Origin of the sequence: Flavobacterium sp. ENC (assembly GCF_020991415.1) — a bacterium.
Lineage (GTDB): Bacteria > Bacteroidota > Bacteroidia > Flavobacteriales > Flavobacteriaceae > Flavobacterium.
In genome coordinates this window covers 534,779-550,578 of record NZ_JAJMOY010000001.1, presented here as the reverse complement: position 1 = coordinate 550,578, position 15,800 = coordinate 534,779, and the positions used below count along the sequence as shown (strand labels likewise).

The following is a 15,800-nucleotide window of genomic DNA, read 5'->3' as shown; positions in this document are numbered from 1 at the left end:
TTGTTACAATTATAACAATAAAAAATTATGTTAAAAATGATAAAAAGCGTCTGTAAGATGTTCAATTGCAAATGATTCGTTGATTTTTTGTATCGCAATGATGTCAAATCTTACTTCAAAATCCATTTCCCTATAGTTTATGTAGGCATTTACTGCTTTTACCAGTAGCTGAATTTTTTTAGGCTTGACAAAATCCTGTGGTAAACCAAAATCGATACTTGATCTGGTTTTGACTTCAATGATGGCCAGAATATTTTCTTTTTGGGCGATTATATCTATTTCAGCCTTCTGAAAGGTCCAGTTGCGCTCCAGAATTTCATAACCGTTTTCCTGAAGGAAGGCTACGGCAAGTTCTTCTCCTTTTTTTCCGAGTTCGTTGTGTTCGGCCATTTTTTTAGTTTTTTTAGTCTCAGTCTCAGTCTCAGTTTCAGTTTGGATTTTTTTTTTGTGAATTATGATGGCACGCAAAGACGCAAAGTCGCAAAGTTCAAAATGAATGGCTTTGCGACTTTGCGACTTTGCGACTTTGCGTGATTTATATTGTGGTATTTAAAACTCTTCCTTAATTTAAGGAATTGTTTGGAAAGTATTATTTGTTGAAGACAACAGTACTTCCGGATTCATTAACTTCTATGGTAATAGTACTTCCCATGATTAAAGCCCTGTTGTCCTGAATATGACCGGCCGGGAAATTGAAAATTACCGGAATGTTGTATTTTTTAGTCACATCATCTACGATTTCAACAGCATTTTTACCCCACGGCACTTCGTTGTCCTTCATTTTAGTCATCCCACCAACAATTATTCCTTTGAGGTTTTCGATACAGCCGTTGCGTCTCAGGTTCATCATCATACGGTCAATATGATAAAGATATTCGTCCAGATCTTCAATAAATAAAATTTTATCCTTGCAATCTATGGCAGATGGTGAGCCTAATAAACTATAGAGTATCGATAAATTTCCACCTACTAATTCTCCGGTTGCTTTTCCATAACGATTCATTTTATCCGGCCCGACAGTATAGGACAGAGGTTCACCAAATAGACCTGCTTTCATCGAACTGATCGCGGCAGGAGTAGCACGCGGAATAGTGACCGGCATCACCCCGTGTATAGATTTATAACCCATCGTATTCAGGTGATTGTGCAAAACGGTAACGTCGCTAAATCCAATAATCCATTTGGGATGTTGTCTGAATTTGGTAAAATCCAAAAGATCAATCATTCTCACCGTTCCATATCCCCCACGGACACACCAAATGGCTTTAATGTTTGGATTGTCCAATTGTTTCTGAAAATCTGCAGCACGCTGTTCGTCAGTCCCGGCCAATTGATTTACATCAAGACCGATAGTGCTTCCAATTACGGCTTCTAAGCCCCAGCTGTGCAATAAGTCTATGGTAGGTTTAAGATTATCATCTATATTTTTTCTGGCTGTTGCTAAAATAGCTACTGTATCTCCTTTTTGTAAATAAGGTGGTGTAATCATCTTTTGTTGGGATTGACAGGTGAATGAATGCAAGGCAAAAGTAAGAAATACGATTTTACAAAAGGTAAAACGTTTCTTTATATGTTGAAAGCAGCTCGTGTTCATAATATCTTTTGCTTAAAATTATAAATTATTTTTAAGATTTCGGCTAAAATTAACCGCCATATTGTTTTTGTAATTCCTCCAGAAGAAGCATTAATCCTTTATCGGCTTCTTCAGATTGTATGTTGGCAAAAATAAGGAAAGCTTTATTAATGGCGGGACAAAGATATACTTTGGTTAAAAATGTTCCCGGATTTCCATTGTGAAAGGAATATTTTAACTGACTTTTTTCTTTGATTTCCTTTTGAATTGAAATTTTTCATTTGGAGAGGGTTATCTGTTGAGGTGCAGGTTTTGCAGGCAAGTTACAAGCATTTTGAGAGAAACAAAAATTAAATTCAAAATAAAATTAATATAAATTTCTTACAAATAATTAATTTGCTAAATTGTGCCTTTTTAAATTCGTTAAGTAATATGGGTAAGATTATCAGGTTTTCTCTCTTTTTGTTTTTTGTACTATCATGGGGATTTGCCCAGCCTAAAAAGTTTAAAATACATACCGTTGCGTTCTACAATTTCGAAAATCTTTTTGACACCATCAACGATCCCGCAACCAATGACGATGAATGGACTCCGGCCGGACTACAAAACTGGACGGATGCAAAATACCGGCAGAAATTAAAGAACCTTGCCAGGGTCTTGTCCGAAATCGGAACGCCTGAAAACACCAATGCACCTGTTTTAATAGGAGGTTCTGAAATTGAAAACCGGGGCGTTCTGGAAGATTTGATCCGGCAGCCCCAATTACAGTCCTATGATTATGGAATCATTCATTTTGATTCTCCTGACAAACGCGGAATAGATGTTGCTTTATTATATCAGAAGAAATTTTTCAGACCGACTTCCTTTTCGAATATCCCTTTAAACATCTATAAAAACAGGAGTACTGTAAAAGAAGAAAAAACAGAAGAAAAAATGGAAGTAGACTCAGTGGAAGAAAAGGTTATAGTGGTTCCCAACAATCGGGTTTTTACGAGAGACCAGCTTTTAATTACAGGATTTTTGGAAGGGGAAGAAATAAGCATAATCGTCAATCACTGGCCTTCGCGGTCAGGAGGAGAAAAAGCGACAGCCAAATACCGGGAAGCTGCAGGGGCTTTAAATCGAAAAATTATTGATTCCTTACAGCACATAAATCCCGATGCTAAGGTGATTTCAATGGGTGATTTCAATGATGGGCCTCATAATAAAAGCTTTAAAATTGCTTTAGGAGCCAAAGGAAAAAAATCGGAAGTACCAGAGTTTGGTATTTTTAATCCGTTTGAAGAAATGTTAGCGAAAGGAATGGGAACGCTGGCTTTTAGGGATTCCTGGGATATTTTCGATCAGATCATACTCTCCGAATCTTTAATAAAACCGGACTTTGATTCTTTCAAATTCTGGAAAGCGGGAATTTTCAATAAACCCTATCTTATTCAAACCTCCGGAAACTACAAGGGATATCCGTTACGGCATACTTTAACGGAAGTGGGTTTCAGTGATCACTTTCCGGTTTATCTGTATCTGATAAAAGAAGTTAAGTAAGTTTCAGTTTCAGTCTCAGTCTCAGTTTCCAGTGTAGGTTCAGGTTTTAGACTGTAAACTGAGACTGCGACTGAAAACTGAATCCCGGTTTTTAAGCTGTATACTGCCACTGCGACTGAAAACTTTTCCCTAACTTAGCAATTATATAAATTAAGGATAAAATGGCAATAGCAAAACCTTTCAACCTCACCAAATGGATTGAGGAAAATCGTCAATTATTGAAACCACCGGTTGGGAATAAAAATCTTTACGTAGATTCGGGTGATTATATCGTCATGATTGTTGCAGGACCAAACGCCAGAAAAGATTATCACTATAACGAAACTGAAGAACTTTTTTACCAGTTGGAAGGAAGTATAAAAGTAGTAATTCAGGAAGATGGAGAGCGCAAAGAAATGATTTTAAATGCAGGTGATATGTACCTTCATCCGGCAAAAATTCCGCATTCTCCGGTGCGTTCCGAAGGTTCCATCGGTCTGGTGATCGAGCGTAAACGGGCTGGAAAAGGCTATACAGACGGTTTGCTTTGGCATTGTGATAACTGCAATCATAAATTGTATGAAGTCTTTTTTGAACTACATAATATAGAGAAAGACTTTTTACCACACTTCGAACACTTTTATAATTCGGAAGAATTAAGAACCTGTGATAACTGCGGAACCGTTATGGAATCTGATCCCCGATTTGTAGCGAAAAAATAGTGAAGCTGTCAAATTTCAAACCCGACAGGTTTTTAAAACCTGTCGGGTTTGGATAATTCCTACAAATCAAAACGTTTTCCTTGCTCCGGATAAATGAGTTGCACTCCCAAATCATTTTGAGTTTTAAGTTGTTCCTTAATTTTAGTAATGTTTTTGGTCGGCGGTTTTAAATGGGTAACAATAATTTTAAAACCTTTCAATGTATCTTTTCCGGCCAGTTCTTCCAGAATATGAAGTTCTTTCATTAAATAATTTGGAGTTAAATGTCCAAATAAGAATTGATCCGGCTGTTCGTTGGGGAATGAAACTTCAATAAAAATTCCTTTCAGTTGTTTGTTTTTAACCAGTGGCGCAATCGCTGTCCATAACTCCTTTAAATGAGTGCTTTTCTCTACTTCGTCCGGTCCTGTATCTCCGAGATATAGGGCATAGTTTTCACCATTTCTAATTAGAAAGGCAGTACTTTCAAACGGATTGACATGACTTAAAGGAAAAGCTTTCACTGTCATTGTCGTATTGGTAACAGGAGTTTCCTCGTTAGGAGTCAAAGTCTGGAAATGGTATTTTTTCAAAGGAAATCCGGGTCCCTGATCACCAAAATTAGCCCACGTCTGATCGTTGAAATAATGATTTTCCATCATTTCCATGCATTTACCAGTGGCATAAACAGTCTTTGAGGAGTCCGCAGGGGAATTAATAATCAAACCCGATACATGATCCAAATGGGCGTGGGAAATCAAATACCCTTTGATATATTTTCGTAAAACCTCAGAGGTGGAGATTTTGAATGTTTTCTTTTCAATCGCTTTTTCGATTCCTGCGTTTACAGTGCCGGCATCAAGGCAGATATAATCATTGGTTTTTGCCGGCGCCAGCAAATAAGCCGACAGGTTTTTTTCGTCAATACCTCCCTTTACTCCTAAGGGAACAACCTGAAAAGCTGCTTGTTGTAGTTTTTGAGAAAAAGCGGAACCAGATAATAAAAGAAAACAGATCAGAAGTTTATTGAAAAATGTCATGTCTAATAGTTTGATGATGCAAATTTCATTAAATAATGGCAATAAATTACCACATACTTTTATAATTCCTGTTTAATAACCCTAAATTTACTTTGTTTTTAACAACATAATTAAATCAAAATTCAACTCGAAACAATATCTTTACAAAAAAATATAACAATTTTAACTAAAAAAGTTACAATGACAACAATAGCATCACAATTTGGAATGAATGAGGCTCTGGAAAAATTGGGCATCAAAACGATAAATGAAGGAACATCTACAGGATTGCAAAACTTTTCATCAGGAGCAATCCTGGAAAGTTATTCACCGGTGGATGGAAAATTAATTGCTTCCGTAAAAACATCAACGGCTGAAGATTATGAAAAAGTTATGCAGTCGGCTACAGCTGCTTTCAAAACTTTTAGGTTAATTCCGGCTCCGCAGCGTGGTGAAATTGTCCGTCAGTTTGGAGAAAAATTACGTCAGAACAAAGAAGCCCTTGGAAAATTGGTTTCTTATGAAATGGGAAAATCACTTCAGGAAGGGTATGGGGAAGTACAGGAAATGATTGATATCTGTGATTTTGCGGTTGGTTTGTCACGACAGCTTCACGGATTAACCATGCACTCGGAGAGACCCGGACACCGTATGTACGAGCAATATCATTCTTTAGGAGTTGTTGGAATTATTTCCGCATTTAACTTTCCGGTTGCAGTCTGGGCGTGGAATACCGCTTTAGCCTGGATTTCAGGAGATGTGTGTGTTTGGAAACCTTCAGAGAAAACACCACTTTGTGGAATTGCGTGTCAAAATATTATGGCACAGGTGATCAAAGAAAATAATTTACCGGAAGGAATTTCATGTCTGATCAATGGTGATTACAAAATAGGGGAACTAATGACGGCTGATACCCGTATTCCTTTAATTTCCGCTACAGGTTCCACCCGAATGGGAAAAATCGTGGCACAAACAGTTGCAGGTCGTCTAGGAAAATCGTTATTGGAATTAGGAGGAAATAATGCCATTATTGTTACTCCCGATGCCGATATCAAAATGACCGTTATAGGTGCTGTTTTTGGAGCTGTAGGTACTGCAGGACAACGTTGTACTTCAACACGAAGACTAATCATTCACGAAAGTATTTATGATAAAGTAAGAGATGCTCTGATAGCCGCTTACAAACAATTAAGAATCGGAAATCCGCTTGACGAAAATAATCATGTCGGACCGCTAATTGATACCCATGCCGTAGCGATGTATGCACAGGCTCTGAATAAAGTAGTAGCTGAAGGCGGAACGATTCTGGTAGAAGGCGGAGTGCTTTCAGGCGAAGGCTACGAAAGCGGCTGTTATGTAAAACCGGCAATTGCAGAAGCTGAAAATTCATTTGAAATTGTACAGCACGAAACTTTCGCTCCGGTTTTATACTTAGTGAAATATTCAGGAGATGTAGAAAATGCAATTGATGTTCAAAACGGAGTAGCACAAGGATTATCCTCCGCAATTATGACGAATAATTTACGTGAAGCAGAGAGATTCCTTTCGGTTACAGGATCTGACTGTGGAATTGCCAATGTCAATATTGGAACTTCAGGTGCTGAAATAGGAGGTGCATTTGGAGGAGAAAAAGAAACCGGGGGCGGTCGCGAATCAGGTTCGGATGCCTGGAAAATATACATGAGACGTCAAACCAATACGATCAATTATACCACCAGTCTGCCATTGGCACAGGGAATAAAATTTGATTTGTAATATTTTGATTTAAATATTAAAAAAGGCTTCCATTTTTGGAAGCCTTTTTCTTTGATAAAAAGTTATGGTATTATTTCTTTATAATCGTTCGGCTAAAAGTGCCTTCTGAAGTCTGTATTTTAGCAAAGTAGGTTCCAGGAGTTAAACTGCTTACATCGATTGTTTCACTGCCTTTTCCTGAAGTTTTAACTAAGGACGCGGACATATTGTAAATTTCGACTTTTTCTATACTTTGCCCTGAATTTGATATGTATAACATTTCTGAAACAGGATTAGGATATACCAGTGCTTTTGCAGTTTCAGTTTGTTTTGCTTCGTTTTGTGTTACACGCAGAGTTCCTCCGTTATAAGCGGTACTGATATAAAATAAATTAGCAACCGATCCTTTGGTGATCGTATTTGTCCCGGCAGGAATTGATGCTGTAACGATTCCGGCAGCAGCAGTATACGATACATTGTTTACTTTTATCGTTCCGGTAAAATTGGAATCAAAAACCAAAGTTAAAGTAGAGGCAGCCGTTGTGGTATACGTTATAGAAGTACTGGATTCAATTTTTAAACGCGCTGTTAAGGTCAATCCGTCATAAGTTACAGATCCGGCGGTGGAGTTCATGTTTCCTGTAATAGTGTAAAAAGAACTTGTTTTCCCTGATGTAGTAAAATTGTGTATTTGATTTCCGGAAGAACCTCCGCCAGTAGTTACGGTTATAGTCCCGGAACCTGTTGCCGGTGTACCTGCAGTTCCGGTTGTGGCAATAGAATAGGATAGTGTTGCCGTTGGCGTCCCTGTAATGGTGATGGTTTTAGCAGTTGTATTTTTTACAAAACTAAGACCGGCTGCCGGTAAACCGGTTACAGTGGCATCTGTTGCATTTCCGCCCCAGGTGAAAACAATCGAACCAATTGCGGTACCGCTTGCTACCGTCTGGTTGTTATTGCTTGTTGAAGTCAGGGTTTGATTACCCGCTGCAGTTATCGTTATTGTTCCTGAACCTGTTGCCGGTGAACCTGCAGTACCGGTTGTGGCGATCGAATAGGATACAGTTGCGGTGGGTGTTCCCGTAATCGTAATGGTTTTGGCTGTCGTATTTTTGACAAAACTGATTCCCGAAGCAGGCAATCCTGTCACCGTTGCGTCTGTCGCAGTTCCTCCCCAGGTAAATACGATTGTGCCAATAGCTGAACCGCTTGTTATGGATTGGTTATTGTTTGAACCTGAACTTAGCGTTTGTGAACCAGCCGGAGGATTTGATTCTCCTTGTACGGCAACTAATGTACTTGTATAGTTCGTCAGGGCTGATTTTAATGCTGTAATGACAAGCGATGATGTGTCATCTGTTGCATTGTTAAAAGTCCATTTTAAGTCACCACCGGAAACACGCCCTGAGTATTGAATTGTTTGGGTTTTGGCTGTAGCAGGTTGTTCTACCGTTAGGTTTTTAACATAAAGTGCAGCATTAGTATCGAAATTGTTATAAGTATTGGCGCCTGATTTTGATTTCACATTGCTGCTCACTACTTCACCTCTTGATGAGGCTACATAAGCATCAAAGTCGGTGGTTGAACTGATTTTACCGGAAATATTATAAAGCGGATTAGTATCACCATAGGCTACAAAACGCATGTTGTTAGTCGCAATATCAGCATCGAAAGTATTATTGAACGCTTTAATCGAACCTCCGGCTTCACCGGAGAAGGTACCCATTGTTCCGGCATTATTGACCTGATTGGCTTCGTCCCAAATATCAGTGCCCTGAAGGGAAGTCAGCATCGGATGTTTGCTGTTTCTGAAATAATTGCCTTCTACAAACAGGGAAGAACCTAAAGTAGAACCCGAACCATATTTCGCAACACCATCAAAATAATTGTTGTAAATGTGAGCCGAGTAATATCTCACACGTGGATGACGCGAATCGGAGTGGTCGAACCAGTTGTGATGATAAGTGATATACAAACCAGCTGTTGTTCCTTCGCTTAATCCTAATAAACTTGCTTTTCCGTTATCCCAAAAGTGGTTGTAGGATAGTGTAATGTACGTAGAGGTTTTATTATCGAGAGCACCATCACCCTTTATCTGATCGGCGTCGCTGCCTGCATTTCCGTAGAATAAATCGCAATTGTGCACCCAGATGTGGTCGTTATCCTGCTGCATTCCGACATTATCTCCGGCAGTACTGTTACAATTCATAAAACCCAGATTGCTGACTTCAATGTTGGAAGCTGCCTTAAGGCGAACTCCCCAGCCGTTTGCAACTGCGTCAGTTCCGACTCCTTCAAAAGTGACATAACTTGAGGCGTTATTCGCATTTTCAATTACCACATCGCCACCTTCCATCACGGTCAAATCAGTAATATTTCCGATAAGACGAAAAATAAACGGACGTGTGTCTTTCCCTTTTTTTATCGCATATAATATGTTTTGCAGTCCAACACAAGGATTGGCACTGGCTCCTGTAATATCAAGGGAAACCGTGTTTTTTGTGTTTTGCGTAATGTAAACAATTACGGCATTATCTTTTGGGGTACCGTCAATTTTGTATCCTCCCGGAACTCTTCCGCTGTCAAAAGCAAATCCGTTACGATCCTGAGCTACGACGGTTAAAGTACCTGTTGTACTTCCCGTTCCTTCGGTTCCTGAAATTACCGGTTTGACTTTTACGGTATAAGCTCCCGCTTTAAGACCCGGAATGTCAGCACGGAAATAGCTGCCATAGCTTCTGATCAGCTGATCGTCAATTTTTTGATCGGTGATACCCTGGCCTGTGTAATACACATTGTAACTTTGTGCATTGCTAACGGGTTGCCATTTTACAAATGCTGATTCGAGCCAGCCGGAAGATTCTGTAATTTGAACTTGTTGTGCCCATGTCTGAATTGCTAAGAGAAAAGCAGCCAGAAAAAGTAAGTTTTTTTTCATTGTGGTTAGTTTTTAAAGTTAGTAAATAATCAAAAGTGGTTTTTTGTGGTTTTTAGAATCGAAAGCAATTTTAAATTGTAATCGATTGCACAAAAGTATATAAAATTTCGATATTCAAAATAAATTAGTTATAAAAAAACATTTATAATAAAAAAATTAGTCTTTGAATATGTATTATGTAATAAATTGCATTAATTGTAATTTATTACATATCTGAAGAAATCTTCCGGAAGTATTATTTTTACTACACTTTTTGAATTTGAGGGCATCCGGATTATTATAAAAAATATTGTAAGAAATAAAAATAGCAGTGAATAATAAATTTTTAAAAATAAAGAGAAAAATACTGTTAAATTGAAAGACAGGAAAAGCTTTTTCGACTTCAAAGTTCAATTTTGAAAGGAATTCTGGAATTAAAATGGTTATAAATATCGTTCTGAAAATTGATTTTTGAAGTATGCTGATACATATTTTCAGACTACAAAGTGGAAAAATAAGAGAGTCGATCAACTTAGATTTTAAGTATAAAAAAAGCCTTTTTGAATTTCAAAAAGGCTTTTTATGAGAAGTATAATTAAAGAATTAATCTTTGCTTGATAATTTTGAAAGTAATCTCAGGAATTCGATATACAGCCAAACCAGCGTGATCACTAATCCCATTGCGCCGTACCATTCCATAAATTTCGGCATTTTTTGTTGTACTCCTTTTTCGATCTGATCGAAATCCAGGAATATATTTAAGGCTGCTATAATAATTACAAAAACGCTGATTCCAATACTCATCATAGAATTTCCGTGATGAACAGGAGTAAAGCTGGTAAACATAGATACCACCCATGAAATCAGGTAATAGGTTGCAATAGCTAATGTTGCTGCAATAACGACTGATCTGAATTGTTCTGTTACTTTAACAATTTTAAATTTGTATAGTCCAAGACAAATTAAAAAAGTAACCAGAGTTGCTCCAACCGCATTAATTACGATTCCCGGATATCTGGCTTCAAAAATGGCAGAAATCCCACCTATAAACAGACCTTCAAATAAGGCGTAGCCTGGGGCTAAATAAGGAGAAGCCTGCGGTTTGAATGCAGAAACAATAACCAGAATAAGTCCAACAACAGCACCGCCGATTGTTGGCAGCATTACATTCATTCCGTTAAAAGCCATCCACCATGTGATTAGGGATGATCCGCATAAGATTAAAAATAAAATAGCCGTCTTATTAATAGTACCCGATATAGTCATTTCCTGATTATAATCAATAATCTGTGCGTGGTGTACTTCTTCAGCTTTTGAAACTGCATTTGATGAAAAACGCTTGTTGCTTAAAAAAGGATTTTTTGAATTGAAGTTCATAGTTCTAATACTTTTAATTGTATTCAAATATATGGAGTTTTTTTGAAGTGGAATTGTTTCTGTATTTTTTTTAACATGATTTTTTCTTCTGAATAGAGAGATGTTAAAACAAAAAATCCATCAGCATTTACTGATGGATTTTGATATATTGAGACTGAAATTTTTATTTCAGTAAATCTAAAACTAAAGAAGGGAATAATCCTAAAACAATACTCAAAAGGATAGAAACGATGGCCACAGCGTAAATAAGGAAAGGTTTCCCCGTGCGCTCTTCATTTGGCTCTTTTGAATACATGGCCAAAATTAGTTTGAAATAATAGCCAACACTAATGATTGAGTTGATCACTGCTACGATAACCAAAGCAATATATCCGCTCTGAATAGTTTGGTTGAATAAGAATAACTTAGCGAAAAAACCTGAAAAGATTGGGATTCCGGCCATGGACAATAATGAACCTGTCAGTATAGCAGCCAATAAAGGATTTGTTTTTCCTAATCCGTGGAAGTTGGTAATGTCTTCGTTATGCTTGTTTTTACAAACATATAAGATTACGCTGAAAGCAGCAATCCCGGCCAAAGCATAAGCAGCAGTATAATACAATAAAACACCTGCTGAGGTGGCAATGCTTAATAGAGTCATTAACATAAATCCTGCATGTGAAATTCCGGAGAATGCCAGCATACGTTTTACATTCACCTGACGCAAGGCCATAATATTACCGACAGTCATAGAAGCCATCGATACAATTACAACAATGATTTCAAAGGTTCCTAACAAATCCTGATTTTCAAGTGACGGGATTAAATTTAACGCGCTTACTAATTTGTATAAGGTTGCTATAGCAATAACTTTTGCCAGCGTACTCATTAAGGCTGTTGTTAATGCCGGAGAACCTTCATAAACGTCCGGAGCCCAAAAGTGAAAAGGTACGGCAGCTACTTTAAATAACATTCCGATGACTACCAAAACCATTCCGATTGGAAACCAGATTGGCAGCTCTGCGGATAAGGAACTTTCATGTATTTCAACAACGTCAAAGCTTCCCATTGCCCCGTAAATCAGACAGATTCCGAACAAAATAATTCCTGAGGCAAAAGAACCCATTAAGAAATATTTCATACCGGCTTCGTTACTTTTTAAGTTCAGACGATCACTTGCCGCAAGTATGTATAAGGCGATGGATAAAATTTCAATTCCCAGGAAAAACATAGCCAGGTTTCCAAAAGAGACCATCGCTACACCTCCTGCTAATAAAAATACTTTTATAGCAATAAAATCGGAAATTTTGGTTTGATGATTTTCATAAAAATTATGACTTAAGGCTACTAAGAAAATAGTCAGCACAATAAATAAGGATGAAAAAGCAGTAGAAAATTTACTCACCTCAATCATATTATTGTAATAACTTCCTGTAGAACCGAATTCATAAAAATTAAGTGCCAAAACTCCCAAAAGTCCAACAATGGTAAAAGGAACAATGGCTTTCCTTAAATTAAGAATTTCAAACAATAGGCAGAAAATACCCAATCCCGTTATAGCTATTAATGTATTCATTTTTGTTTTTTTGATTTAGGAAATCTAAAACTAATGATGCCCTAATTTATTTTTATTTAAAATATTAATTTTTATTGATAACGTTTAAAATAGTCTCTAAACTTGGCGTGATCAAATCTGTAATTGGTTTTGGATAAAATCCGAAGAAAATCAAAACAGCAATAATCGCAACCAGAGAAATTCCTTCATTAACAGAAACATCAGCAAATGTTTTTGAATTGGCTTCACCCAACATTACATTCTGAAACATCTTAAGCATATAATACGCTCCAAGGATAATAGTGGTTCCGCCCAAAACAGCGAACCATACATTAATATGGGAAAGACTATATAAAACGGTGAATTCTCCAACAAAATTAAAAGTACTTGGCAATGCGACTGAGGCCAGAACTAAAATTAAAAACATTGAAGTAAATTTCGGAGACTGAATACGGATCCCGCCCAGTTTAGAAATTTCCCTGGTTTCAAATCTTCTGAAGATGATTTCAGCAGCGTAGAATAACCCCACTACTACAAAACCGTGAGCGATCATTTGCAGCACAGCGCCACGTAAACCATCAATGGTTAAGGTATAAGTTCCGGCAGCTATTAATCCAACGTGAGCCAAAGAAGAATACGCTAATAATTTCTTAAGGTCTTTTTGTCTCAACGCTACGATAGAACCATAGATTACACCGGCAATTCCTAAAGCAATAAAAATATTCATATATTCTTTTGCTGCAAGGGGAGCAATTGGCAACTGCCAACGAATCACACTGTACAATCCCATTTTTAGCATGATACCGGATAAAAGCATGGTTCCAACAGTTGGTGCTTTTTGGTATACGCTTGCCTGCCACGTATGGAAAGGAATGATCGGAATTTTAATTGCATACGCTAAAAAGAAAGCCAGGAAGATCCAAAGCTGTTCTGTTGCAGATAAATTCAATTTGTATAAATCCTCAATCAGGAAGCTTCCTGCTTTTTGATATAAGTAAATGAAAGCAACCAACATAAACAGGGAACCAGCCAGTGTGTAAATAAAGAATTTAACCACTGCTTTTCTTCTTTCTTCAGCATCTCCGTTACCCCAGATAAGGGCAATAAAGTAAATTGGAATAAGAGATAATTCCCAAAAAATATAATATAATAAACCATCTGCCGCAAGGAAAGTTCCTGTCATTGCAAAGGCCATAAATAAAATTAAAGCGTAAAAACCTTTTGCATTTTTATATTCATTTCCGAAAGAAGAGAATATAATGATTGGGGTTAAAGCCACCGTTAACAAAAGCATTGCCATTGCCAGACCGTCTGCATTTAAAACAAATGAGATTTTCGGCTGGGTAATCCAGGCATTGATTAAGCTAATGTTTTCGCCCGCATTGAAGTGGCTTAACAAAACCAGTGAACAGCCCAAAGCCGCTAAACTAAAGAACAAGGCTACTTTTGAAGCAAGTTTGTCACCAACAAAATAAGTGGCAAATGCACCAATTAAAAGAATAATTAATATAAGAGAAACGTTCATAGTTATAAAATTATTGAGCTAAAAATATATAGGAAATAATGGCACAAAGCCCCAAAACAAAAGCAAAAAGGTATAATCCGATACTTCCGTTTTGTAATTTTTTACCCTGAAAACCTATTTCATTGGTTACTTTACCTAATCCGAAAACAAGGGCAGATAAACCGGTTTCGATATAATCCCTGAAAAATTTTGATAAGGCATTTACGGAGCGTACAAATACAGCATCGTAGATTTCATCTACATAATATTTGTTGTATAAAACCTTCGTTACTCCAGTGATGTTTTCATCAGATTCCGGAACATTATCCTGTTTGAAGTATTTAATGTAAGCAATTAAAATACCTAATAATCCACCTACAACGGCAACTCCCATCAAAGTATATTCTGTTGTTCCTAAATGATGTTCTTCGCCGGCTACTTTTGTGAAAAGAGGGGCTAAATAGTCATTTAACCAACTGTTTCCCGGTAAGCTGATAAGTCCGCCGAATGTCGCCAATAGGGCTAAAATCATTAAAGGAAAAGTAATTAAACCATCACTTTCATGTAAATGATGTTTTTGCTCTTCAGTTCCTCTGAAATCTTTAAAGAAAGTCAGAAACATTAATCGGAACATATAAAATGCGGTCATGATAGAAGCAATAGATCCAACCACGTATAATGGAATACTGTGGTGGAAAGCGGTCATTAAAATTTCATCTTTAGAGAAGAAACCGGAGAAAAACGGAACACCTGAAATGGCTAATGATGAAACTAACATCGTCCAGAATGTGATTGGCATTGCTTTACGCAAACCACCCATTTTACGCATATCCTGCTCGCCATGTAAACCATGAATTACAGAACCGGAACCTAAGAATAGACAAGCTTTAAAGAAAGCATGTGTGATTACGTGGAAAACGGCTACTTCATAAGCACCAAAACCTAAAGCTAAAAACATTAGACCCAATTGGGAAACCGTAGAGTAAGCCAATACTTTTTTAATATCTGTCTGAACCAGTCCAATGGTTGCAGCAACCAATGAAGTCACAGCTCCAATAACAGCAATAACAGTCTGAACATCCGGTGCTAAATCAAATACGAAATTTAATCGGGTTACCATAAAAATACCCGCTGTCACCATCGTTGCAGCGTGAATCAACGCAGAAACAGGAGTTGGTCCTGCCATCGCATCCGGTAACCAGGTGTATAAAGGAATTTGTGCAGATTTACCACAAGCCCCAATAAATAAACACAAGGCAGCTAATGAAAGCAATGGAATATTTAAGGTAGTTGCTCCGGCAATTGCAGTTTTTAAAGTAGCATAATCTAAAGTCGAGAACATGGAACCAATAATAAACATTCCGATCAAAAGACCTAAATCCCCGATTCTGTTCATGATGAATGCCTTTTTCGCAGCATCATTGTAATCCTGGTTTTTGTACCAGAATCCAATTAATAAGTACGAACAAAGTCCAACACCTTCCCAACCGATAAATAAAACCAATAAGTTACTTCCAATTACAAGTGTAATCATGAAAAACACGAACAAGTTTAAGTACGAGAAAAACTTATGCATATTCTCGTCATCGTGCATGTAGCTGATCGAATATAAATGGATCAGTGATCCGATACCGGTTACAAAAAGCAACCATAGTAAGGACAACTGATCTAATAAAAATCCAAGATTAATATGAAGATTGCTAATCTGAATCCAGTCAAATAAAGTTACCTGAATGGCTTGTTTGGTTTGAGTAATTTCAGAGAAAAAGAAAAGTGTAACCGCAAAAGAAACTACTACTGCAGCCGTTCCGATGATACCGGAAACAGTTTTGCCCAAACTTTTTCCAAAGAAGACATTGATTAAAAATCCTAAAAAAGGAGCTAATACTAAAACTAAAGCTAAATTGGTATTCATTTCCA

At 37.3% G+C, this 15,800-nt stretch carries 11 protein-coding genes; 3 read left to right on the top strand and 8 right to left on the bottom strand.

Annotation, left to right across the window (positions count from 1 at the left end):
* Positions 1–30 precede the first annotated feature (30 nt).
* Together LPB89_RS02235 and LPB89_RS02230 are read right to left on the bottom strand one after the other, a co-directional pair.
* Positions 31–390 carry a YraN family protein gene (locus LPB89_RS02235; protein ID WP_230700071.1) on the bottom strand — a complete coding sequence of 120 codons (360 nt, stop codon included), beginning with the start codon at positions 388–390 and terminating at the stop codon, positions 31–33.
* Positions 391–589: 199 nt separating this feature from the next.
* Positions 590–1,489, bottom strand: coding sequence for an LD-carboxypeptidase (locus LPB89_RS02230; protein ID WP_230700070.1), 900 nt, complete (start codon positions 1,487–1,489; stop codon positions 590–592).
* A 516-nt stretch (positions 1,490–2,005) separates the two neighbouring features.
* Here LPB89_RS02230 and LPB89_RS02225 point away from each other — a divergent pair.
* Positions 2,006–3,115, top strand: a complete 1,110-nt coding sequence (locus tag LPB89_RS02225; RefSeq protein WP_230700069.1) for an endonuclease/exonuclease/phosphatase family protein — start codon at positions 2,006–2,008, stop codon at positions 3,113–3,115.
* 161 nt (positions 3,116–3,276) lie between these two features.
* Positions 3,277–3,816, top strand: coding sequence for a 3-hydroxyanthranilate 3,4-dioxygenase (locus LPB89_RS02220; protein ID WP_230700068.1), 540 nt, complete (start codon positions 3,277–3,279; stop codon positions 3,814–3,816).
* A 59-nt stretch (positions 3,817–3,875) separates the two neighbouring features.
* Here LPB89_RS02220 and LPB89_RS02215 read toward each other — a convergent pair whose 3' ends face one another.
* Positions 3,876–4,835: an MBL fold metallo-hydrolase gene (locus LPB89_RS02215; protein WP_230700067.1), complete on the bottom strand. Its 960-nt coding sequence runs from the start codon at positions 4,833–4,835 to the stop codon at positions 3,876–3,878.
* Between the two features lie 180 nt (positions 4,836–5,015).
* Between LPB89_RS02215 and LPB89_RS02210 the strand changes: the two genes are divergently transcribed.
* Positions 5,016–6,569, top strand: coding sequence for an aldehyde dehydrogenase family protein (locus LPB89_RS02210; RefSeq protein ID WP_230700066.1), 1,554 nt, complete (start codon positions 5,016–5,018; stop codon positions 6,567–6,569).
* A gap of 70 nt (positions 6,570–6,639) precedes the next feature.
* Here LPB89_RS02210 and LPB89_RS02205 read toward each other — a convergent pair whose 3' ends face one another.
* From LPB89_RS02205 to nuoL, 5 genes are all read right to left on the bottom strand, one after another.
* Entirely contained in the window at positions 6,640–9,486 is a 2,847-nt protein-coding gene (locus LPB89_RS02205; RefSeq protein ID WP_230700065.1) for a T9SS type A sorting domain-containing protein, read from the bottom strand.
* Between the two features lie 582 nt (positions 9,487–10,068).
* Positions 10,069–10,842, bottom strand: a complete 774-nt coding sequence (locus tag LPB89_RS02200) for a Bax inhibitor-1/YccA family protein (RefSeq protein ID WP_230700064.1) — start codon at positions 10,840–10,842, stop codon at positions 10,069–10,071.
* Positions 10,843–11,005: 163 nt separating this feature from the next.
* Complete coding sequence (locus LPB89_RS02195) at positions 11,006–12,397, bottom strand: NADH-quinone oxidoreductase subunit N (RefSeq protein WP_230700063.1); 1,392 nt, start codon at positions 12,395–12,397, stop codon at positions 11,006–11,008.
* A gap of 64 nt (positions 12,398–12,461) precedes the next feature.
* Positions 12,462–13,901, bottom strand: coding sequence for a NuoM family protein (locus tag LPB89_RS02190; RefSeq protein WP_230700062.1), 1,440 nt, complete (start codon positions 13,899–13,901; stop codon positions 12,462–12,464).
* Between the two features lie 10 nt (positions 13,902–13,911).
* Positions 13,912–15,795, bottom strand: coding sequence for an NADH-quinone oxidoreductase subunit L (gene nuoL / locus LPB89_RS02185; RefSeq protein WP_230700061.1), 1,884 nt, complete (start codon positions 15,793–15,795; stop codon positions 13,912–13,914).
* Positions 15,796–15,800 lie beyond the last annotated feature (5 nt).

Coding starts and splice junctions, on each gene's coding strand:
- LPB89_RS02225 (WP_230700069.1), top strand. CDS start 2,006: ATGGGTAAGATTATCAGGTTTTCTCTCTTTTTGTTTTTTGTACTATCA.
- LPB89_RS02230 (WP_230700070.1), bottom strand. CDS start 1,489: ATGATTACACCACCTTATTTACAAAAAGGAGATACAGTAGCTATTTTA.
- LPB89_RS02235 (WP_230700071.1), bottom strand. CDS start 390: ATGGCCGAACACAACGAACTCGGAAAAAAAGGAGAAGAACTTGCCGTA.
- nuoL (WP_230700061.1), bottom strand. CDS start 15,795: ATGAATACCAATTTAGCTTTAGTTTTAGTATTAGCTCCTTTTTTAGGA.
- LPB89_RS02195 (WP_230700063.1), bottom strand. CDS start 12,397: ATGAATACATTAATAGCTATAACGGGATTGGGTATTTTCTGCCTATTG.
- LPB89_RS02215 (WP_230700067.1), bottom strand. CDS start 4,835: ATGACATTTTTCAATAAACTTCTGATCTGTTTTCTTTTATTATCTGGT.
- LPB89_RS02210 (WP_230700066.1), top strand. CDS start 5,016: ATGACAACAATAGCATCACAATTTGGAATGAATGAGGCTCTGGAAAAA.
- LPB89_RS02205 (WP_230700065.1), bottom strand. CDS start 9,486: ATGAAAAAAAACTTACTTTTTCTGGCTGCTTTTCTCTTAGCAATTCAG.
- LPB89_RS02220 (WP_230700068.1), top strand. CDS start 3,277: ATGGCAATAGCAAAACCTTTCAACCTCACCAAATGGATTGAGGAAAAT.
- LPB89_RS02200 (WP_230700064.1), bottom strand. CDS start 10,842: ATGAACTTCAATTCAAAAAATCCTTTTTTAAGCAACAAGCGTTTTTCA.
- LPB89_RS02190 (WP_230700062.1), bottom strand. CDS start 13,901: ATGAACGTTTCTCTTATATTAATTATTCTTTTAATTGGTGCATTTGCC.